The sequence below is a fragment of the Citrobacter sp. Cf087 genome, from assembly GCF_030334285.1.
Taxonomy (GTDB): Bacteria; Pseudomonadota; Gammaproteobacteria; order Enterobacterales; family Enterobacteriaceae; genus Citrobacter; species Citrobacter freundii.
This window is the reverse complement of record NZ_JAOWED010000022.1, coordinates 43876-62700: the sequence shown is the minus strand read 5'-3', so window position 1 is coordinate 62700 and position 18825 is coordinate 43876. Positions and strand designations below refer to the sequence as shown.

At 54.0% G+C, this 18825-nt stretch carries 18 protein-coding genes; 9 read left to right on the top strand and 9 right to left on the bottom strand.

Annotated features, from left to right (window positions below):
• Window positions 1-7: 7 nt before the first annotated feature.
• The 3 genes from dinG to OGV57_RS02285 form a co-directional block, all read right to left on the bottom strand.
• On the bottom strand, window positions 8-2158 hold the full coding sequence (gene dinG / locus OGV57_RS02295; RefSeq protein WP_003035224.1) for an ATP-dependent DNA helicase DinG: 2151 nt from the start codon (window positions 2156-2158) through the stop codon (window positions 8-10).
• Between the two features lie 154 nt (window positions 2159-2312).
• Window positions 2313-3734 carry a DASS family sodium-coupled anion symporter gene (locus OGV57_RS02290; protein WP_003837022.1) on the bottom strand — a complete coding sequence of 474 codons (1422 nt, stop codon included), beginning with the start codon at window positions 3732-3734 and terminating at the stop codon, window positions 2313-2315.
• Between the two features lie 33 nt (window positions 3735-3767).
• Window positions 3768-5120 carry a class-II fumarase/aspartase family protein gene (locus OGV57_RS02285; protein ID WP_054528212.1) on the bottom strand — a complete coding sequence of 451 codons (1353 nt, stop codon included), beginning with the start codon at window positions 5118-5120 and terminating at the stop codon, window positions 3768-3770.
• A 202-nt stretch (window positions 5121-5322) separates the two neighbouring features.
• On the opposite strand from OGV57_RS02285, the gene OGV57_RS02280 reads away from it, so the two are divergent.
• Window positions 5323-6057: a GntR family transcriptional regulator gene (locus OGV57_RS02280; RefSeq protein WP_016149828.1), complete on the top strand. Its 735-nt coding sequence runs from the start codon at window positions 5323-5325 to the stop codon at window positions 6055-6057.
• 68 nt (window positions 6058-6125) lie between these two features.
• Here the strand turns inward: OGV57_RS02280 and rhlE are convergent, their stop codons facing one another.
• Window positions 6126-7472, bottom strand: a complete 1347-nt coding sequence (gene rhlE / locus OGV57_RS02275) for an ATP-dependent RNA helicase RhlE (RefSeq protein ID WP_003035219.1) — start codon at window positions 7470-7472, stop codon at window positions 6126-6128.
• Between the two features lie 221 nt (window positions 7473-7693).
• Between rhlE and cecR the strand changes: the two genes are divergently transcribed.
• The 5 genes from cecR to OGV57_RS02250 are packed head-to-tail and all read left to right on the top strand — an operon-like array spanning window position 7694 to window position 13335.
• Window positions 7694-8371, top strand: coding sequence for a transcriptional regulator CecR (gene cecR, locus OGV57_RS02270; RefSeq protein ID WP_003035216.1), 678 nt, complete (start codon window positions 7694-7696; stop codon window positions 8369-8371).
• Window positions 8368-9363, top strand: coding sequence for a secretion protein HlyD (gene hlyD / locus OGV57_RS02265; protein ID WP_054528211.1), 996 nt, complete (start codon window positions 8368-8370; stop codon window positions 9361-9363). Before cecR ends, hlyD begins: the two co-directional genes overlap by 4 nt.
• Window positions 9356-11092 (top strand): ATP-binding cassette domain-containing protein, encoded by a 1737-nt coding sequence (locus OGV57_RS02260; RefSeq protein ID WP_003845404.1) that lies wholly within the window; start codon window positions 9356-9358, stop codon window positions 11090-11092. Before hlyD ends, OGV57_RS02260 begins: the two co-directional genes overlap by 8 nt.
• Complete coding sequence (locus tag OGV57_RS02255) at window positions 11085-12218, top strand: ABC transporter permease (RefSeq protein ID WP_003035208.1); 1134 nt, start codon at window positions 11085-11087, stop codon at window positions 12216-12218. The genes OGV57_RS02260 and OGV57_RS02255 overlap by 8 nt, the downstream gene beginning before the upstream one ends.
• Before the next feature lie 10 nt (window positions 12219-12228).
• Window positions 12229-13335: an ABC transporter permease gene (locus tag OGV57_RS02250; RefSeq protein ID WP_003035205.1), complete on the top strand. Its 1107-nt coding sequence runs from the start codon at window positions 12229-12231 to the stop codon at window positions 13333-13335.
• Here OGV57_RS02250 and OGV57_RS02245 read toward each other — a convergent pair.
• Window positions 13297-13707 (bottom strand): YbhQ family protein, encoded by a 411-nt coding sequence (locus OGV57_RS02245; RefSeq protein WP_003035203.1) that lies wholly within the window; start codon window positions 13705-13707, stop codon window positions 13297-13299. The two genes, OGV57_RS02250 and OGV57_RS02245, sit on opposite strands and share 39 nt — an antisense overlap.
• A gap of 131 nt (window positions 13708-13838) precedes the next feature.
• Between OGV57_RS02245 and OGV57_RS02240 the strand changes: the two genes are divergently transcribed.
• The 3 genes from OGV57_RS02240 to OGV57_RS02230 are packed head-to-tail and all read left to right on the top strand — an operon-like array spanning window position 13839 to window position 16800.
• Window positions 13839-14600 carry an endonuclease/exonuclease/phosphatase family protein gene (locus tag OGV57_RS02240; RefSeq protein WP_054528210.1) on the top strand — a complete coding sequence of 254 codons (762 nt, stop codon included), beginning with the start codon at window positions 13839-13841 and terminating at the stop codon, window positions 14598-14600.
• On the top strand, window positions 14597-15838 hold the full coding sequence (gene clsB / locus OGV57_RS02235; protein ID WP_003837040.1) for a cardiolipin synthase ClsB: 1242 nt from the start codon (window positions 14597-14599) through the stop codon (window positions 15836-15838). Before OGV57_RS02240 ends, clsB begins: the two co-directional genes overlap by 4 nt.
• Complete coding sequence (locus tag OGV57_RS02230) at window positions 15838-16800, top strand: lysylphosphatidylglycerol synthase domain-containing protein (RefSeq protein WP_003837042.1); 963 nt, start codon at window positions 15838-15840, stop codon at window positions 16798-16800. The genes clsB and OGV57_RS02230 overlap by 1 nt, the downstream gene beginning before the upstream one ends.
• Window positions 16801-16900: 100 nt before the next feature.
• On the opposite strand, the gene OGV57_RS02225 is transcribed toward OGV57_RS02230, so the two are convergent.
• From OGV57_RS02225 to moaC, 4 genes are read right to left on the bottom strand one after another with little or no spacing between them, the layout of a single operon-like run.
• Window positions 16901-17605, bottom strand: a complete 705-nt coding sequence (locus tag OGV57_RS02225; protein WP_003831536.1) for a Bax inhibitor-1/YccA family protein — start codon at window positions 17603-17605, stop codon at window positions 16901-16903.
• A gap of 41 nt (window positions 17606-17646) precedes the next feature.
• Complete coding sequence (gene moaE, locus OGV57_RS02220) at window positions 17647-18099, bottom strand: molybdopterin synthase catalytic subunit MoaE (RefSeq protein ID WP_032938561.1); 453 nt, start codon at window positions 18097-18099, stop codon at window positions 17647-17649.
• Between the two features lies 1 nt (window position 18100).
• On the bottom strand, window positions 18101-18346 hold the full coding sequence (moaD, locus tag OGV57_RS02215; RefSeq protein WP_054528209.1) for a molybdopterin synthase sulfur carrier subunit: 246 nt from the start codon (window positions 18344-18346) through the stop codon (window positions 18101-18103).
• On the bottom strand, window positions 18339-18824 hold the full coding sequence (moaC, locus tag OGV57_RS02210; protein WP_003035188.1) for a cyclic pyranopterin monophosphate synthase MoaC: 486 nt from the start codon (window positions 18822-18824) through the stop codon (window positions 18339-18341). The genes moaD and moaC overlap by 8 nt, the downstream gene beginning before the upstream one ends.
• Window position 18825 lies beyond the last annotated feature (1 nt).

Here is an 18825-nt window from a genome sequence, read left to right as displayed (position 1 = left end):
CGCATCGTTAACGCCGACGGCGGCGCGTGGGTTTCGCTTTTTCTTTTGGTTTTACTATAACGTCTGGCACAGCAGGTTGCTCTATCGGAAATATGGGTAACGCGTTCAGTAAACGCTTGCCATAGTTTTTGGTCAATAAACGTTTGTCATAAATAACCACTTCTCCCCAGCAGCCATGGCTACGGATGAGTCGCCCAACCTGCTGGATCAAATTGAACGACGCCGCAGGCAGGCTCTGCACCTCGAAGGGGTAGCGGTTCAGGCTTTTCAACCACTCGCCCTCGGTGATCACCACCGGGCTGTCGATCGGTGGAAAAGCAATTTTGTGAATATGCACCTGGGTCAGCAGGTCGCCTTTCAAGTCCAGACCTTCAGCGAAAGATTGCAGCCCAACCAGCACGCTGCGCTCGCCGTTGGTCACCCGTTTGCGGTGCAACTCTACCAGACGATAGCGCGGCTGATCGCCCTGCACCAACAACAGCAGGCGCAGATCGGTAACATGCTCAAGAAAACGCTGCATCGCCCGACCGCTGGCAAAGAGTACCAGCATCCCCTGATGCTTTTTGCTTTCCAGTTGTTCGCGAAAATAGGCGGCCATTTCCGCGATATGCTGCTCTTCGTTATCAATTAACGGTTCGTAGCGCATCTGCGGAATGACGATTTTGCCCTGTTCAACGTGATTAAACGGTGAATCCAGCGCGACAAACCGATCCCCTGCTTTTTCCTTCAGACCACTCATCTCCTGCAAACGCGAGAAGCTGTTGAGCGAGCGCAGCGTTGCGGAAGTGACGATAATATGCGGGACGCTACGCCACAGCAGTCGTTCGAGCTGATCGCTCACACGGATCCCCACGCAGTGGAACCAGACGTGGATCTGCCCGTCACGCACCTCGCGCGTCGCCCATTTACTCACCGGCGCACCTGACGACTGCGCGAGCGATGCCAGCCGCCACAGTTTGCTTTGCGCCTCAAACATGCCCAGCGCCCGGTTCATCTGCAAAATAACCCGATGCAGACGCACAATATCGTGAGTGCCGGTTTTTTCGCTGAGATCGTTGAGGAACAGTTCCGCCAGCCCGCGTAGCATTTCCGTAAGCTTTGCCAGACGCTGACAAATCTCCATCACTTCTGCAGGCAGTTCGCCCATCGCAAAGCGGTGTTCCGCCTCCTGAGTAGCAGGCATATACAGATTAAGAATGTTATTGAGCGATGAAATCAGTTCATACAGCTCTTCACAGTGACCGTTCAGACGCTCGGCATTCGCCAGCGGCGGCGTGGTTTTCGGGCGAAACTGTTCAAGACAGGTCGCCACTAATTTGCAAAACAGATCCAGCTGGAGCCGGTACCAGGGGGCGCTGATTTCCGCGCTCATCTCCAGCGCATCGCGCGCGACATCCGGCAAATGGTGGCCTTCATCAAGTACCAGCAACAAGTTTTTCGGCTCCGGCAAAACGGCTTCGCTTTCCATCGCCGCCATCACCAGCGCATGATTAGCCACCACCACTTCAGCTTCCTGAATCTCCCGGCGGGCGACAAAAAAAGGGCATTCACGATAGTAGTGACAGTTGCGATTCAGACAGCTAGCTTTATCGGTGCTCAGACGCTGCCAGAGTCCGTCGTCAATGGCGATATCGGTGTGATCGCGCAGCCCGTCCCACTTGTAGCTGTCGAGATCGCCTTTTAACCTGGCGCAGCGCTTTTGTTCTTCCTGGTTGTTGGGCGTCAGGTCATCGTCGAGAAAAGCCAGCAGATCCTGCTGATTGGGTTCAGTACTGGCCAGCGCCGCTAAGTTACGCGGGCAGACATAGCGTCCGCGACCAAACGCGGCGGTAAAACGCAGGTCAGGGATAATTTTGCGCAGCAGCGGTAAATCTTTGCTGTAGATCTGATCCTGCAAAGCAACGTTGGCGGTACTGACTACCAGCGTTTTTTGTTCTTCACGCGCAATGGCAATACCGGGAATCAGATACGACAGGGTTTTCCCCACCCCGGTCGGCGCTTCAATCGCCAGATGCCGCCCTTCTTCACCTGCCAGCGTTTTCGCGACGTCAGCAATCATCTGCCGCTGCGGCGCACGGGGGATAAAGTCGGGGATCTGTTCCTGAAGCGCCTTATACCAGGCGGCGATTTGCGCTTTTAACGCGGCCGTTAGTGCCATGAGAAAACCTGAAATACTGTATAAACAGCCACTATTGTGGCACATTTCAGGCCCTGGATGTACCTTTTTCCCCCATTCTGGAAAGCGTTTCGCAATTCATTTTTCCTGGCCGGACGGCTGTTCGAGTCCTGTCCGGCCAATAATTCACTGACGTTTAATAGTATCCCAACAGCTTCCACCACAGCATGCCCACGGCAAAAATGATGATCACATTTGCCGTCACCACACAGAGGTTAATTTTGTAAAAGCGCGGTCGTTCAAAATAGCCCTGGGCAAAATAAATGGGGCCAGGTCCACCACCATACTCGGTATTCCCCCACATCAGGTTACTAAAGATACCGAAGCAAATAGCCACCATCATCGGCGGTGCTCCCGCAGCGATCGCCGTGGCCGCGAAAGGGGCATACAGCGCAGCCACATGCCCGGTCGCCGTAGCGAAGAGATAATGGACGTAAATGTAAAGGATCCCCAACACAATAAAGGACTCGATCGCGCCAAAACCCTGAATACCGCTGCCTAACTTTATGGTCATCCATTTAATAAAACCCAGATCGGCAAGCCCTGTCGCCAGACTAATAATGACGCTAAACCAGATCACCGTATCCCAGGCGGCGTGGTCATTAAGCAAACTTTTCCAGCTAACAGCGCCCGAGGCAAACAGATACGCAGCCAATCCCAGCCCGACAGATGTGGCAGACAATCCCGTAATCAAGCTGGTCCCCCAACCAACCAATGCCAGCACAAAACCAAACGCGACCTTTTTCTCATTGCTGCTCATCGAACCGAGCTCACCGAGAGCCTGTTTGCCCATCGCTTTCGCCTCCGGCGTACGCTTAAGCTCGGGATCCAATAATTTATAAACCAATAGCGGCATCAGGCAGAAACAGACCATCGCAGGAACCACTGCGGAAATAAACCATCCGCCCCAGGTTATCTCTATTCCTAATGACGATTTCGCCAGACTCGCTACCAGCGGATTCGCCGCCATCCCGGTGAGAAATATTGCCCCGGTAATCGGCGTAAACTGGAAGCACACCATGGTTAAGAAATCGCCGATACGCTTGCCCGTTGCCCCCGGCGCTGAGCCCAATACATCATTGATGGAACGAGTGATAGGGAAAATAATCCCCCCGGAACGCGCGGTTACTGATGGCATTGCCGGGGCCATAATCAGATCGGAAACCCCCAGTGAGTAAGCGATACCCAGGCTGCTGCCACCAAAGAGCGATAACATTTTATACGCAATACGTTTCCCCAATCCCGAGGTTACAAAACCCAGAGACAAGACGTAGGCACAGAAAATGAGCCATACTGTACCGGATGCAAAACCTGACAATGCTTTTGCCTCTGGCAACGTTTTGGTGAAAATTACCACGCAAAGTGCAATCAACATCACCGCCCCCGAAGGGAGCGGCTGGGTAAGAATCGCGGCTATGGTCGCGGCAAATATCGCGAACATATGCCAGGCCTGAGGCGTCAGACCAGCAGGTACGGGATAAAACCAAATGATCGCGCCTATCGCCAGCGGTATCAGGAACGAGAGAATGGATTTTCCCGTGGCAGAATTTTTTGACATAAAAATATCCTTATTCCGTTAGCCCAAGAGCGTTCATTTCCGCGACATATATCTCGCTAATACCTGATCCACCATTGCTGGCGCCATTCCAAGGTAATTTGCCGGGTCGGTCAGTTCTTCAATCAACTGCGGGTCAAGTCGTTCCGAGACAGATGGCATCGCATTCAGCACGTCCGCTAATCGCCCGCCTTGTTCGTTGACGATGCGGCAAGCGTCGTACACCACATCATGCGCATCCTGACGACCAATGTACGGAGCCAACCCCATCATGACCGCTTCAGCCACAATCAATCCGTTGGTCATACCGAGGTTACGTTTCATCGCCGCTTCATCGACCACCAGCCCCGCCAGCATAAAGTTAGCCTGATGCAATGCCCCCGCGCTGAGAACGAAACTCTCCGGGATAGCAATCCATTCGGCATGCCACGGCCCGGTTGCACGCTCCAGATCTTGCACCATTGCATCAAGCATCAGCCCTGCCTGTTGGCGAACGCCTTTGGCACAGGCCAGCATTAACTCGCTGGAAATAGGGTTGCGTTTCTGCGGCATAGTACTGCTGGCACCGCGTCCTTTAACAAACGGCTCATACAGCTCACCAAACTCGTTTGCTGCCAGCAGCATTACGTCGTAGGCAATCTTGCCCAGCGACCCGGTAATCACCGCTAACAGGTTCACCGCTTCGGCAAAACCATCACGCGCGACGTGCCAGGTGGAGGTTGGAACATTCAGACCAAGCTCTTCCATCATCGCTTTTTGTACCGCCAGCCCTTTATCCCCCAGCGATGCCAGCGTACCGGCCGCCCCCGCAAATTCGCCAACCAATACACGAGGACGCGCCTGGGTAAGACGTTCCGCGTGGCGTTCAAACATATCCAGCCAGATGGCCGCTTTGTAACCGAATGTCACCGGCAAAGCCTGTTGTAAATGGGTTCTCCCGGCCATCGGCGTATCACGGTAGCGGCGTGAAAGATCGGCCAGCGTGGCGCGGAGTTTGTCCATATCGGATTCAATGAGCGCAAAAGCATCACGAATTTGCAGGACCACTGCGGTGTCCATAATGTCCTGAGTGGTTGCCCCCCAGTGCACATAGCCGCCGGACTCGCCAGCCTGTTTAGAAATCTGGTGCACCAGCGGTAGGATCGGATAACCCACAATTTCGGTTTCATGGCGTAATAAATCAAAATCGAGCGTATCGGCATTACATTTTTCAGCAATTTCCTGCGCCGCAGCCTCAGGTATCACACCGCAGCGTGCCTGGGCTTTAGCTAATGCCACTTCCACTTCCACGTATTTGCGTACCAGCTCGCGATCGTCAAACACCGCGCGCATCGCCGGTGTGCCGAAAGAATCCCTGAACAGAACAGAATCAAGTACATTCGAAGCCATAAATCCCCCTGGAAAATCTGATAGTGATAAGATGCGTGTTTACGGTCGTTTTTTAGATATTCAAACGCCGACACAATGTCCAGACATAATTAAATGTCCGTACATTTGAATGTACGGACATTTATAGTATTCATAAGAAATGTAGGGAATAGTCCGTACAAATTTTCGTGATAAAGATCACTAATATTTTGATGAAACCGCGATGAAAGAATCTCTGTACAAGCGAATAGCACGTGAACTGGCGCAGCAAATTTCGGTGGGGACCTTTGCCCCCGGATCGCTGTTTCCAACGGAAATGGAACTGTGCGAAACATGGCAGGTCAGCCGCCACACCATGCGTGAGGCGTTGAGGGAATTAACAGAGCAAGGTCTGATTTCACGGCGTAAAGGCGCGGGAACTCGCGTTTGCGAACCTAAGGCTAACGGTGTCAATCACCCGCTATCGCATCTTGAGGATCTGTTGCTGCTGGCCAAAAACAATCTGCGCGTCATCAAGAAAATCGATGAGATTGTGGCGGACATCGAGCTGTCCCAGATGATTGGCTGCCCGCCAGGTTCCCGCTGGCTGCACATTGCCAGTACTCGCGAAGATGCGCAAAACCCCGACGCACCGATCTGCTGGACGGACAGCTATGCCAGCACGGATTACGCTAAACTGCGCACCTACATCCGTGACGATCCACACTCATTAATCAGCGACTTGATCGAAACGCATTACGGCATCAAAAGCCATGAGGTGCATCAGACTATTACGGCTGTCGGTGTGCCCAAAAAGGTGGCAAAGATCCTCAACGTAGCGCCTGATTCGCCAGCGATGAGAATTGTGCGTCGTTATCTGGACAGGGACGGGAAAGTATTTGAGACGACGATTTCGATTCACCCGGCAGGACGATATACCTGCTCAATCGTGCTGAAATCGCAAAGTTCGGGGGAGTGATTGACCTGTCCGGCCTACACCCTGTGTAGACCGGATAGCGTGTTTATACTGCCAGACAGCAAGGTGAATTACTGCGCTGAGGACGGTTTGCGCGGACGGCGCGGCGGACGAGGCTTATCGCCTGCCGGTTTGCCTTCGCCATTACGCGGCTTCGCTTTTGGCGCACCGCCATCCTGACGACGCGGCTGCTGGCCACGCCCTGCTCCGCCCTGCCCGCGACCACCACCGCCGCCACGCTGCTGGCGACCATTCTGGATCGGCTCAGCTTTAATGGAGGGATCTGGCTCATAGCCTGGCGTTGCAATACGCGGGATCTCTTTTTTCAGCAGCTTCTCGATGTCACGCAGCAGCTTGTGTTCATCGACGCACACCAGAGACAACGCTTCGCCAGTAGCGGCGGCACGCCCGGTACGACCAATACGGTGCACATAATCTTCTGGGACGTTTGGCAGCTCGTAGTTCACCACGTGCGGTAACTCTTCAATGTCCAGACCACGCGCGGCAATATCGGTCGCTACCAGCACGCGTATATCACCGGATTTAAAATCAGCCAGCGCACGTGTACGCGCCCCCTGAGATTTATTACCGTGGATTGCCGCACTGCGGATGCCGTCTTTATTCAGCTGTTCTGCCAGATGGTTCGCGCCATGTTTGGTACGGGTAAACACCAGCACCTGCTGCCAGTTGCCCTGACCAATCATCTGTGACAACAGTTCACGTTTACGTTTTTTATCGACGAAATGAACATGCTGAGTTACCTGCTCGGACGCGGTATTACGACGCGCCACTTCGATTTCCAGCGGGTTATGCAGCAGTTTTTCGGCCAGCGACTTAATGTCATCAGAGAACGTTGCCGAGAACAGCAGGTTCTGACGTTTTGCCGGCAGTTTTGCCAGAACGCGACGAATATCGTGAATAAAGCCCATATCCAGCATGCGGTCAGCTTCATCCAGTACCAGGATCTCCACCTGATCCAGTTTTACCGCATTCTGGTGCTCCAGATCGAGTAAACGACCCGGGGTGGCAATCAGTACATCCACACCGCCACGCAGCTTCATCATCTGCGGGTTAATGCTGACGCCGCCGAAGACCACCAGCGAGCGAATATTCAGATACTTACTGTAATCACGTACGTTTTCGCCAATCTGGGCCGCCAGTTCACGGGTTGGCGTGAGGATCAGCGCACGAACCGGACGACGGCTTTTACCATGCGGCTGATTGGTGATCAGGTGCTGCAACAGCGGCAGGGTAAAACCTGCCGTTTTCCCCGTACCGGTCTGGGCGCTGGCCATCAGATCGCGGCCTTCCAGCACGGCAGGAATAGCCTGCTGCTGAATAGGGGTAGGTTCACGGTAACCCTGCTCGGCAACGGCACGTAAAATTTCAGGGTTTAAACCAAGGGAATCAAAAGACATAACAACTCCGAACCGCCCTGACCGTTACCGGTGTCGTTTTCAGGGAGATACATACAATAGAGATGACAAAAACCACAATGTCATGAAGGGGCGGAGTGTAGCAGTTTTTGTGATGTGCCGCATAAATTATCCCTTCACTGGAAAATAACCGTCCGGACTGGACAAGGCTGCACATCAGTCATAATCTTAATCAATCGATTGATTAAGATCAGAGTCGTGCCATGAATACACCCACCATGACAACCAAAGGTGAACAGGCGAAGAACCAGCTCATTGCCGCCGCATTGGCACAATTCGGCGAGTATGGTCTGCACGCCACGACGCGCGATATCGCTGCACAGGCCGGGCAAAACATTGCGGCTATCACCTACTATTTTGGCTCAAAAGAGGATTTATATCTCGCCTGCGCCCAGTGGATTGCAGATTTTATCGGCTCACAGTTTCGTCCGCACGCTGAAGAGGCCGAGCGTTTATTCGCTCAGCCAGAACCGGATCGTGGCGCGATGCGTGAACTGATCCTGCGCGCCTGCAAAAATATGATCATGCTGTTAACCCAGGACGACACCGTTAACCTGAGTAAATTTATCTCGCGTGAACAGCTTTCCCCCACGGCGGCTTATCAACTGGTGCACGACCAGGTTATCAATCCGCTGCATACACACCTGACGCGCCTGATTGCCGCCTATACTGGCGGCGATGCCAACGATACCCAAATGATTCTGCATACCCACGCCATACTCGGCGAGGTGCTGGCTTTTCGTCTGGGGAAAGAAACCATTCTGTTGCGTACGGGCTGGTCACAATTTGATGAGGATAAAACCGCGCTGATTGACCAAACGATCACCTGTCACATCGATCTTATTCTGCAAGGTTTAACGCAAAGGAGTCTGGAGTCATGAAAAAACCTGTCGTTCTCGGGCTGGTTATCGCGGCCCTCGTTGCCGTGATTGCCGGTGGAACGTGGTGGTATCAGAGTCGGCAAGATAACAGCCTGACGCTATACGGCAATGTCGATATCCGTAGCGTCAACCTGAGTTTTCGCGTCGGCGGCAGACTGGCCTCACTGGCGGTTGATGAAGGCGATGCGATTACCGCCGGTCAGGTACTGGGTAAACTGGACCGCGCACCGTATGAAAACGCATTGATGCAGGCAAAAGCCAACGTTGCCGCCGCGCAGGCGCAATACGATCTGATGCTGGCAGGGTATCGCGAAGAAGAGATCGCGCAAACCGCGGCGGCAGTCAAACAGGCGCAGGCCGCCTATGATTACGCGCAGAATTTTTACAATCGGCAGGTAGGATTGTGGAAAAGCCGTACCATTTCTGCCAACGATCTGGAAAATGCGCGTTCATCTCGCGATCAGGCGTTAGCTTCATTGAAATCCGCACAGGATAAACTCACGCAATATCGCAGCGGTAATCGTGTGCAGGACATCGAACAGGCAAAAGCCACGCTCGAACAAGCTCAGGCAGAGCTGGCACAGGCAGAGCTTAATTTGCATGATACCACGCTGACCTCGCCATCTGACGGCACGCTTCTCACCCGCGCGGTTGAACCCGGCAGCATGCTGAACGAAGGGAGCACGGTACTGACGCTGTCGCTCACGCGTCCGGTATGGGTCCGCGCCTACGTTGACGAACGCAATCTGAGCCAGGCGCAGCCAGGACGTGAGATCCTGCTCTATACCGACGGTCGCCCGGACAAATCGTATCACGGCAAAATCGGCTTTGTGTCACCAACCGCCGAATTTACGCCGAAAACGGTCGAGACTCCTGATCTGCGCACCGATCTGGTGTATCGCCTACGAATTGTCGTAACCGACGCGGACGATGCGCTACGTCAGGGAATGCCGGTAACGATAAAATTTGGCGATGAGGCACGGCATGAATGACGCCGTCATTACGCTTAAAGGGCTGACGAAAAACTTTGCTGGAATGGAAAAACCGGCCGTCGCCCCGCTCGACTGTATCGTGCATGCGGGCTACGTGACCGGGCTTGTCGGGCCGGACGGTGCGGGCAAAACCACGTTGATGCGCATGCTGGCGGGATTATTAAAACCTGATGCCGGAAGTGCTGCGGTAATTGGTTTTGACCCCATCAAAGACGACAGCGCGCTGCACGCGGTGCTGGGCTATATGCCGCAGAAATTTGGTCTGTATGAAGATTTGACCGTCATGGAGAACCTCAATCTCTATGCCGATTTGCGCAGCGTCACCGGTGAGGCGCGAGAAAAAACCTTTGCCCGACTACTGGAGTTTACCTCGCTGGGGCCATTTACCGGACGACTGGCCGGCAAACTTTCCGGCGGCATGAAGCAGAAGCTCGGGCTAGCCTGTACGCTGGTCGGCGAACCCAAAGTGTTGCTGCTGGATGAGCCAGGTGTGGGTGTCGACCCAATTTCCCGTCGCGAACTGTGGCAAATGGTCCACGAACTGGCCGGAGACGGCATGCTGATCCTCTGGAGTACGTCGTATCTGGATGAAGCAGAGCAATGCCGTGATGTGCTGCTGATGAACGAAGGCGAATTGTTATACCAGGGCGATCCTACTCAGCTTACGCAAACCATGGCTGGTCGCAGCTTCCTGATGAGCAGTCCGCAGGAAAATAACCGCCGACTGCTGCAACGCGCGTTAAAACTACCACTGGTCAGCGACGGAATGATTCAGGGGAAATCCGTCCGTTTAATCCTGAAAAAAGAGGCGACAGCTCAGCAGATCCAAAACGCTGACGGCATGCCGCAGATAACCATCAATGAAACTGCACCCCGCTTCGAAGATGCCTTTATCGATTTACTCGGCGGAGCCGGAACATCGGAATCCCCGCTGGGCGCTATCCTGCATACCGTAGAAGGTACGCCTGGCGAAACGGTGATCGAAGCCAAAGCGCTGACCAAGAAGTTTGGCGATTTTGCCGCGACCGACCACGTAGACTTTTCCGTACAGCGCGGCGAGATTTTTGGTCTGTTAGGACCCAACGGTGCCGGCAAATCCACCACCTTTAAAATGATGTGCGGCCTGCTGGTCCCCACTTCCGGCAAAGCGCTGGTGCTGGATATGGACCTGAAAGTCAGCTCCGGCAAAGCGCGTCAGCATCTGGGCTATATGGCGCAGAAATTCTCCCTGTACGGTAACCTGACGGTTGAACAAAATCTGCGCTTTTTCTCCGGCGTCTACGGCCTGCGTGGTCGGGCACAGAAGGAGAAAATCGATCGTATGAGCGAGGCATTTGGCCTGAAGAGTATCGCTTCCCACGCCACCGACGAACTGCCGCTGGGGTTTAAGCAGCGTCTGGCGCTGGCCTGCTCGCTGATGCATGAACCCGACATTCTGTTCCTTGATGAACCCACTTCCGGGGTCGATCCCCTCACCCGTCGTGAGTTCTGGTTGCATATCAACAGCATGGTGGAAAAAGGCGTCACGGTGATGGTGACCACCCACTTTATGGACGAGGCGGAATACTGCGATCGCATCGGGTTGGTGTATCGCGGCAAACTGATTGCCAGCGGAACACCGGACGACCTGAAAGCTCAGGCTGCCGACAGCGACACTCCGGACCCGACCATGGAGCAGGCGTTCATTACGCTAATCAATGACTGGGATAAGGAGCATACGCATGAGTAACTCCGCTCTCTCCTGGCGTCGCGTACGTGCGCTGTGCGTGAAAGAAACCCGCCAGATCGTTCGCGATCCCAGCAGTTGGCTGATTGCGGTGGTGATCCCGCTGCTGCTGCTGTTTATCTTTGGCTACGGGATAAACCTCGACTCCAGCAAGCTACGGGTCGGGATTTTGCTCGAACAGCAAAGCGAAGAGGCGCTGGATTTTACCCATACTATGACCGGTTCGCCGTATATTGACGCCACCATCAGCGATAACCGGCAGGAATTGATTGAGAAAATGCAGGCCGGGCGCATTCGTGGGCTGGTGGTGATCCCTGTGGATTTTGCCCAGCAGATGGCGCGACCTAATGACGTGGCACCGATCCAGGTGATCACCGATGGCAGCGAACCCAATACCGCCAACTTTGTGCAGGGTTATGTTGAAGGCATCTGGCAGATTTGGCAGCAACAGCGGGCGGAAGATCGTGGGGAATCGTTCGAGCCTTTGATCGACGTGCAAACACGCTACTGGTTTAACCCGGCGGCCATTAGCCAGCACTTTATTATTCCCGGGGCGGTAACCATCATCATGACGGTGATTGGCGCGATCCTCACCTCATTAGTGGTGGCGCGCGAATGGGAACGCGGAACCATGGAGGCACTGCTTTCTACCGAAGTTACCCGCGTCGAATTACTGCTGTGTAAACTGATCCCCTATTATTTCCTCGGCATGCTGGCGATGCTGCTGTGTATGCTGGTGTCGGTATTTATTCTTGGCGTGCCCTATCGCGGCTCGTTGCTGATCCTGTTTTTCATTACCAGCCTGTTTCTGCTCAGTACGCTTGGCATGGGGTTGCTTATTTCCACCATCACCCGCAACCAGTTTAACGCCGCGCAGGTCGCGCTGAACGCCGCTTTCCTGCCCTCGATTATGCTGTCAGGTTTTATCTTCCAGATAGACAGCATGCCCGCGATTATCCGGGCGGTAACCTACATTATTCCGGCTCGTTATTTCGTCAGTACCCTGCAAAGCCTGTTTCTGGCGGGAAATATTCCGGTGGTGCTGATTATTAACGTGCTGTTTTTAATCGCTTCGGCGGTGATGTTTATTGGCCTGACGTGGCTTAAAACCAAACGTCGGCTGGATTAAGGGGACGGGCATGTTTCATCGCTTATGGACATTAATTCGCAAAGAGCTGCAATCGCTATTACGCGAACCGCAGACGCGAGCCATTCTGATTTTACCGGTGCTGATTCAGGTGATCCTGTTCCCGTTCGCGGCAACGCTGGAAGTCACCAACGCCACGATCGCTATCTATAACGAAGACAACGGTAAACATTCGGTTGAGCTTACCCAGCGCTTCGCCCGCGCCAGCGCTTTTACGCATGTTCTGCTGCTGAAAAGCCCGCAGGAGATTAAGCCTACCATCGATACGCAAAAAGCCCTGCTGCTGGTGCGCTTCCCGGCCAATTTTTCGCGCAACCTGGACACCTTCCAGCAAGCTCCTATGCAGATTATCCTCGACGGGCGTAACTCCAACAGCGCGCAAATTGCCGCCAATTACCTGCAGCAAATCGTTAAGACGTATCAGCAGGAGCTGATGGACGGCAAGCTGAAACCAAACAACAGCGAGCTGGTCGTGCGTAACTGGTACAACCCGAATCTGGATTATAAATGGTTCGTGGTGCCGTCGCTGATCGCCATGATCACCACTATCGGCGTAATGATCGTCACCTCGCTTTCGGTTGCTCGCGAGCGCGAGCAAGGTACGCTGGATCAGCTGCTGGTCTCCCCACTTACCACCTGGCAGATTTTCATCGGTAAAGCTGTGCCCGCGCTGATTGTGGCTACTTTTCAGGCCACCATTGTGCTGGCAATTGGTATCTGGGCTTATGACATTCCATTTGCCGGTTCACTGGGGTTGTTCTATTTCACAATGGTAATTTACGGGCTGTCGCTGGTCGGCTTTGGTCTGCTGATTTCATCGCTGTGCGCCACCCAGCAGCAAGCGTTTATCGGCGTGTTTGTGTTTATGATGCCGGCGATTTTACTCTCGGGCTACGTCTCACCGGTCGAAAACATGCCGGTCTGGTTGCAGAATCTGACGTGGATAAACCCGATCCGCCATTTTACGGACATCACGAAACAGATTTACCTGAAGGATGCGAGTCTGCAGATTGTCTGGGGAAGTTTGTGGCCGCTGTTGGTGATAGCGGCCACAACCGGCTCAGCGGCGTATGCGATGTTTCGACGTAAGGTGATGTAGCTTTTTGTCTTTCGCCAGCAGCGAGACCACGGCGGGTCCGGCCAGGATCACCAGACCCGCCAGTGCCAGCAAGACGTTGTTTTGCAGCACGCGCGACAGCAACCACAGCACGATCATTGCGGCACCGAAATACCACGTGGTAGTCAGCTCTTCCAGCACATCAGCGACGTCACGCCAGCGTTGTTCATGGTGACGTTGCAAGGCCAGCATTAATAAAACCGTTACGCCGTAAACGACGCATAATCCCAGGCCGACGCGCACCAGCGTGCCGCTCATCCAGCCCATTACCAGCAACGCCACTACCAGTAAATGCAACACAATCTGCCAGCAACTTAGACCCGTTGCGACACGAACACGTTGTTGCCACCTCATGGCTTTTCTCCTGAAGGATTTTCAACTAATTGTTCAGAGTACCGGACTTTACGGAAAATTCCGCAACACTGCATCTTTTTGTGACGATGACTACACTATTTTATTTAGGAAGTGACGCCAACGGGAGGCTCATGAGCGGATCGGGAGTTCAATTTTCATTCAATGTGCTCACCATTAATACTCACAAAGGGTTCACCGCCTTCAACCGGCGTTTTATTTTACCTGAGCTAAGGGAGGCCGTCAGAACGGTCGGTGCAGACATTGTATGCTTGCAGGAAGTGATGGGTGCGCACGAAGCTCATTCGCTGCACATTGAGAACTGGCCGGATACCAGCCACTACGAATTTCTGGCGGACACGATGTGGAGCGACTTCGCCTACGGGCGTAACGCCGTGTACCCGCAGGGACATCACGGTAATGCTGTGCTGTCGCGGTATCCCATTGAGCATTATGAAAATCGTGATGTGTCGGTCGGCGCGAGTGAAAAGCGCGGAGTCCTTTACTGCCGAATAGCACCGCCAATGCTCTCCTACCCCATTCATGTGATGTGTGTGCACCTCGGCCTGCGTGAAGCTCACCGCCAGGCCCAGCTCACGATGCTGGCTGATTGGGTTAACGCCCTGCCCGACGCGGAGCCGGTGGTGATTGCCGGGGATTTTAACGACTGGCGGCAAACGGCCAATCGCCCGTTGAAAGCCAAAGCTGGCCTTGACGAAATTTTTACCCGCGCCCACGGCCGCCCGGCGCGAACATTTCCGGTGCAGTTTCCCCTGCTGCGTCTGGACAGGATCTATGTGAAAAACGCGAATGCCAGTACCCCAACGACGCTGGCGCTGCGTCACTGGCGACATTTGTCCGATCATGCCCCTCTGAGTGCGGAGATTCATTTATGAAATATGGCTGGCGTGAAGGCAATCAAATTCAACTACTGGAAAACGGCGATCAATTCTACCCCGCCGTCTTTGACGCCATTGAACAGGCGCAACAAAAAATAATCCTCGAGACCTTTATCTGGTTTGAAGATGCGGTAGGAAAACAGCTGCATGCCGCGTTGCTCGAAGCCGCCCGGCGAGGAATCAAAGCAGAGGTGTTACTGGATGGCTACGGCTCGCCTGATCTTAGCGACAGTTTTGTCGAAGAGCTCACCGTAGCCGGCGTTGTTTTCCGCTACTACGATCCGCGTCCGCGTCTGTTCGGGATGCGCACTAATCTCTTTCGTCGTATGCATCGCAAAATTGTGGTCATTGATGATCGTGTTGCCTTTGTTGGCGGCATCAATTACTCCGCTGAACACATGTCTGATTACGGTCCGGAGGCCAAGCAGGATTACGCCGTGCGCGTTGAAGGTCCAGTCGTTGCTGACATTCTGAAATTCGTGCTGGAAAACTTGCCCGGACAGAGCGCTGTACGACGCTGGTGGCGACGTCATCACCGGGCAATCGACAATCATCGCCCCGGCGAAGCGCAGGCGCTGTTCGTCTGGCGCGATAACGAAGAACATCGTGATGATATTGAACGCCACTATCTGAAAATGCTGACCCAGGCACGGCGGGAAGTGATCATCGCCAATGCCTACTTCTTTCCCGGCTATCGCTTTCTGCATGCCCTGCGTAAAGCGGCCCGACGGGGCGTTCGGGTAAAACTCATCGTGCAGGGTGAACCGGATATGCCGATTGTGAAAGTGGGCGCCCGCCTGCTGTACAACTATCTGGTAAAAGGCGGCGTCCATGTCTATGAATACCGCCGTAAACCTCTGCATGGCAAAGTGGCGCTGATGGACGATCACTGGGCGACGGTGGGTTCCAGCAATCTTGATCCACTGAGCCTGTCACTGAATCTGGAGGCAAATCTGATTATTCATGACCGTACGTTTAATCAGACCCTGCGTGACAACCTGAATCCTATTATTGCGCAGGACTGCAAGCGGGTTGATGAATCCATGCTGCCAAAACGCACCTGGTGGAACCTGACCAAGAGCGTACTGGCCTTCCACTTTTTACGCCACTTCCCGGCGCTGGTCGGCTGGCTGCCGGCGCATACCCCGCATCTGGCCGAGGTAGAGCCGCCCGCGCAGCCTGCTCTGGAAACTCAGGACCGTATACAAACAGAGGATGCAGGAGGGAAAACCTGATGGCAAAAAGCCACCGACGCTGGCGGTTAGCGAAAAAGATCCTCACATGGCTGTTTTTTATTGCGGTGATCGTGCTGCTGGTTGTTTATGCCAGCAAGGTCAACTGGCAGGAGGTGTGGACGGTCATCCGCGATTACAATCGGATCGCCCTGCTCAGCGCCGTGGGGTTGGTGATCGTCAGTTATTTACTTTACGGCTGTTATGATCTGCTCGGGCGCTACTACTGCGGCCACAAACTGGCAAAACGCCAGGTCATGCTGGTGTCGTTTATCTGTTACGCCTTCAACCTGACATTGAGCACCTGGGTGGGTGGTATAGGGATGCGTTATCGCCTTTACTCGCGCCTCGGATTGCCGGGGGGCACAATAACGCGGATTTTTTCGCTGAGTATTACCACTAACTGGCTGGGCTATATTCTGCTGGGCGGTTTTATATTTACCTTCGGCGTCGTCGAACTGCCCGCACACTGGTATATCGATGAAGGCACATTGCGCATCTTAGGCATTGCGCTGCTGCTGATTATTGTTGTTTATCTGTGGTTTTGCGCCTTCTCTAAACATCGTCATATCACCATCAAGGGCCAAAAACTGGTGCTGCCCTCCTGGAAATTTGCCCTCGCGCAAATGACGATATCCAGTGCGAACTGGATGGTAATGGGGGCGATTATCTGGTTGTTGCTCGGTCAGAATATCGATTATTTCTTCGTGCTGGGCGTGCTGCTGGTGAGCAGTATTGCCGGCGTAATCGTGCATATTCCGGCGGGGATCGGCGTGCTGGAAGCGGTGTTTATGGCGCTGCTGGCAGGAGAGGACTCGTCTCAGGGAACGATCATTGCTGCCCTGCTCGCGTATCGCGTGTTGTACTATTTTATTCCGCTGCTGCTGGCACTGGTGTGTTATTTGCTGCTGGAGAGTCGGGCAAAAAAGTTGCGGGTAAAAAACGAGAAGGCGATGGCGAAATGATAGTATATATAGTGCCGGATGCGGCGTAACGCCTTATCCGGCCTACTTTTGATACCAAGCGGTAGGCCGGATAAGCGCAGCGCCATCCGGCAACAGAGAATTAACGACGATTGCCGAAAATACGCAGCAGCATCAGGAACAGGTTGATGAAGTCCAGATACAGCGTTAAGGCCCCAAGAATCGCGTATTTACGCAGATTGGAGCTGTCGCGCAGGTCAATCTGCTCACCGATATTTTTCAACTTCTGCGTGTCATAGGCGGTCAGACCAACAAACACAATCACCCCGATATAGGTCACCGCCCACATCAGCGCTTCGCTCTTCAGCCAAAAGTTAACCAGTGAGGCCAGTACAATACCGATCAGCGCCATAAACAGCATATTGCCGAAGCCGCTCAGATCACGTTTGGTGGTGTAGCCATACAAACTCATGATCCCGAACATCCCTCCGGTAACCACAAAGGTGCTGGCGATAGACGAGTAGGTATAGACGATAAAAATGCTTGATAGCGTCAGCCCGGTTAATGCCGAGTAGAGCATAAACAGCGTGGTCGCCATACCCGCGCTCAGCCTTTGCACCATGCCGGACAGGACGAACACCAGCGCCAGTTGAGCGATGATCAGGCCAAAGAAGGTGATTTTGCTGGAGAAGACAAACATCATCACCGCGGGCGTATTTGCCGCATACCAGGCGATAAACGCCGTCAGCAACAGTCCGCAGGTCATCCAGCCGTATACCTGCGCCATATACGTTTGCAGGCCGGAACGGGCCTGTACAATAGAATCGGATCGTGGGAATCGGTCCATGACAATCTCCTGAATCAGTATGAGCCTACAACAATTGTACTCTACCAGCGTTTTGCTGCTAGCTTATCGCTGTCGCGGGCATCAACCCAGCGCTCACCTTCCGGCGTGGCCTCGCGCTTCCAGAACGGCGCGCGGGTTTTCAGGTAATCCATAATGAACTGCCCGGCATCAAACGCGCTGCTGCGATGCGCACTGGTCACGCCAACAAACACGATTTCGTCACCCGGCCACAGTTCGCCAATGCGATGAATAACCGTCACCCGACCCAGCGGCCAGCGCAAACGCGCTTCGTCGACAATCTCCGCCAGCGCTTTTTCGGTCATTCCCGGATAGTGTTCCAGCGTTAACGCCTTAACGCTGTCACCGAGATTGTGATTGCGCACTTTACCGGTGAAAGTGACTACCGCACCGTCTTCATCACGCTCTGCCAGCCAGGGATACTCATCCCCGACGCGAAACGGCGCAGGGCCAACAACAATTCGCGTTTCAGTCATTTTAGCCTCCGGTTACCGGCGGGAAGAAAGCCACTTCATCACCCGCGTTAAGAGGATGATCAAAACTGACCAGCGTCTGGTTTACCGCCGCCAGCAGCTTGCCGTCTTCCAGCGCCAACGCCCAGCGATCGCTTTTTGCCGCAAGATGCTTGCGCAGCGCTTCTACCGTTGTAAACTCGGCGGCAACCTCTAACGCATCGGTGTTTACCAGTTCGCGTATCTGAGCAAAGAAGAGAACCTTAATCATGCGCATCTACCTTAAAATCTCCGGACTTGCCGCCGCTTTTTGCCAGCAGACGCACCGGACCAATCACCATATCCTTTTGCACCGCTTTGCACATATCGTAGATGGTCAACGCCGCCACGGAGGCCGCCGTTAACGCTTCCATTTCAACGCCGGTTTTACCGGTCAGGCGACACAGCGTTTCAATCCGTACGCGGTTGTGCTCCGGTTCAGCGTGAAGATTGACTTCCACCTTACTCAGCATCAGCGGATGGCACAGCGGGATAAGATCCCAGGTACGTTTGGCGGCCTGAATACCCGCAATACGCGCCGTGGCGAATACATCACCTTTATGGTGGCTGCCATCGATAATCATCGCCAGCGTTTCGCTACGCATAGTCACGAATGCTTCAGCACGCGCCTCGCGTACAGTTTCCGCTTTGGCGGAGACATCCACCATATGCGCTTCGCCAGCGGCGTTAATATGAGTCAGTTGCGACATA

What these genes read in the sequence shown, in the direction of transcription:
- clsB (WP_003837040.1), top strand. Translation starts at nt 14,597, where the DNA reads ATGAAATATGGCTGGCGTGAAGGCAATCAAATTCAACTACTGGAAAAC.
- OGV57_RS02230 (WP_003837042.1), top strand. Translation starts at nt 15,838, where the DNA reads ATGGCAAAAAGCCACCGACGCTGGCGGTTAGCGAAAAAGATCCTCACA.
- OGV57_RS02290 (WP_003837022.1), bottom strand. Translation starts at nt 3,734, where the DNA reads ATGTCAAAAAATTCTGCCACGGGAAAATCCATTCTCTCGTTCCTGATA.
- dinG (WP_003035224.1), bottom strand. Translation starts at nt 2,158, where the DNA reads ATGGCACTAACGGCCGCGTTAAAAGCGCAAATCGCCGCCTGGTATAAG.
- OGV57_RS02245 (WP_003035203.1), bottom strand. Translation starts at nt 13,707, where the DNA reads ATGAGGTGGCAACAACGTGTTCGTGTCGCAACGGGTCTAAGTTGCTGG.
- rhlE (WP_003035219.1), bottom strand. Translation starts at nt 7,472, where the DNA reads ATGTCTTTTGATTCCCTTGGTTTAAACCCTGAAATTTTACGTGCCGTT.
- cecR (WP_003035216.1), top strand. Translation starts at nt 7,694, where the DNA reads ATGAATACACCCACCATGACAACCAAAGGTGAACAGGCGAAGAACCAG.
- OGV57_RS02240 (WP_054528210.1), top strand. Translation starts at nt 13,839, where the DNA reads ATGAGCGGATCGGGAGTTCAATTTTCATTCAATGTGCTCACCATTAAT.
- OGV57_RS02260 (WP_003845404.1), top strand. Translation starts at nt 9,356, where the DNA reads ATGAATGACGCCGTCATTACGCTTAAAGGGCTGACGAAAAACTTTGCT.
- OGV57_RS02280 (WP_016149828.1), top strand. Translation starts at nt 5,323, where the DNA reads ATGAAAGAATCTCTGTACAAGCGAATAGCACGTGAACTGGCGCAGCAA.
- moaC (WP_003035188.1), bottom strand. Translation starts at nt 18,824, where the DNA reads ATGTCGCAACTGACTCATATTAACGCCGCTGGCGAAGCGCATATGGTG.
- OGV57_RS02255 (WP_003035208.1), top strand. Translation starts at nt 11,085, where the DNA reads ATGAGTAACTCCGCTCTCTCCTGGCGTCGCGTACGTGCGCTGTGCGTG.
- OGV57_RS02250 (WP_003035205.1), top strand. Translation starts at nt 12,229, where the DNA reads ATGTTTCATCGCTTATGGACATTAATTCGCAAAGAGCTGCAATCGCTA.
- moaD (WP_054528209.1), bottom strand. Translation starts at nt 18,346, where the DNA reads ATGATTAAGGTTCTCTTCTTTGCTCAGATACGCGAACTGGTAAACACC.
- hlyD (WP_054528211.1), top strand. Translation starts at nt 8,368, where the DNA reads ATGAAAAAACCTGTCGTTCTCGGGCTGGTTATCGCGGCCCTCGTTGCC.
- moaE (WP_032938561.1), bottom strand. Translation starts at nt 18,099, where the DNA reads ATGACTGAAACGCGAATTGTTGTTGGCCCTGCGCCGTTTCGCGTCGGG.
- OGV57_RS02285 (WP_054528212.1), bottom strand. Translation starts at nt 5,120, where the DNA reads ATGGCTTCGAATGTACTTGATTCTGTTCTGTTCAGGGATTCTTTCGGC.
- OGV57_RS02225 (WP_003831536.1), bottom strand. Translation starts at nt 17,605, where the DNA reads ATGGACCGATTCCCACGATCCGATTCTATTGTACAGGCCCGTTCCGGC.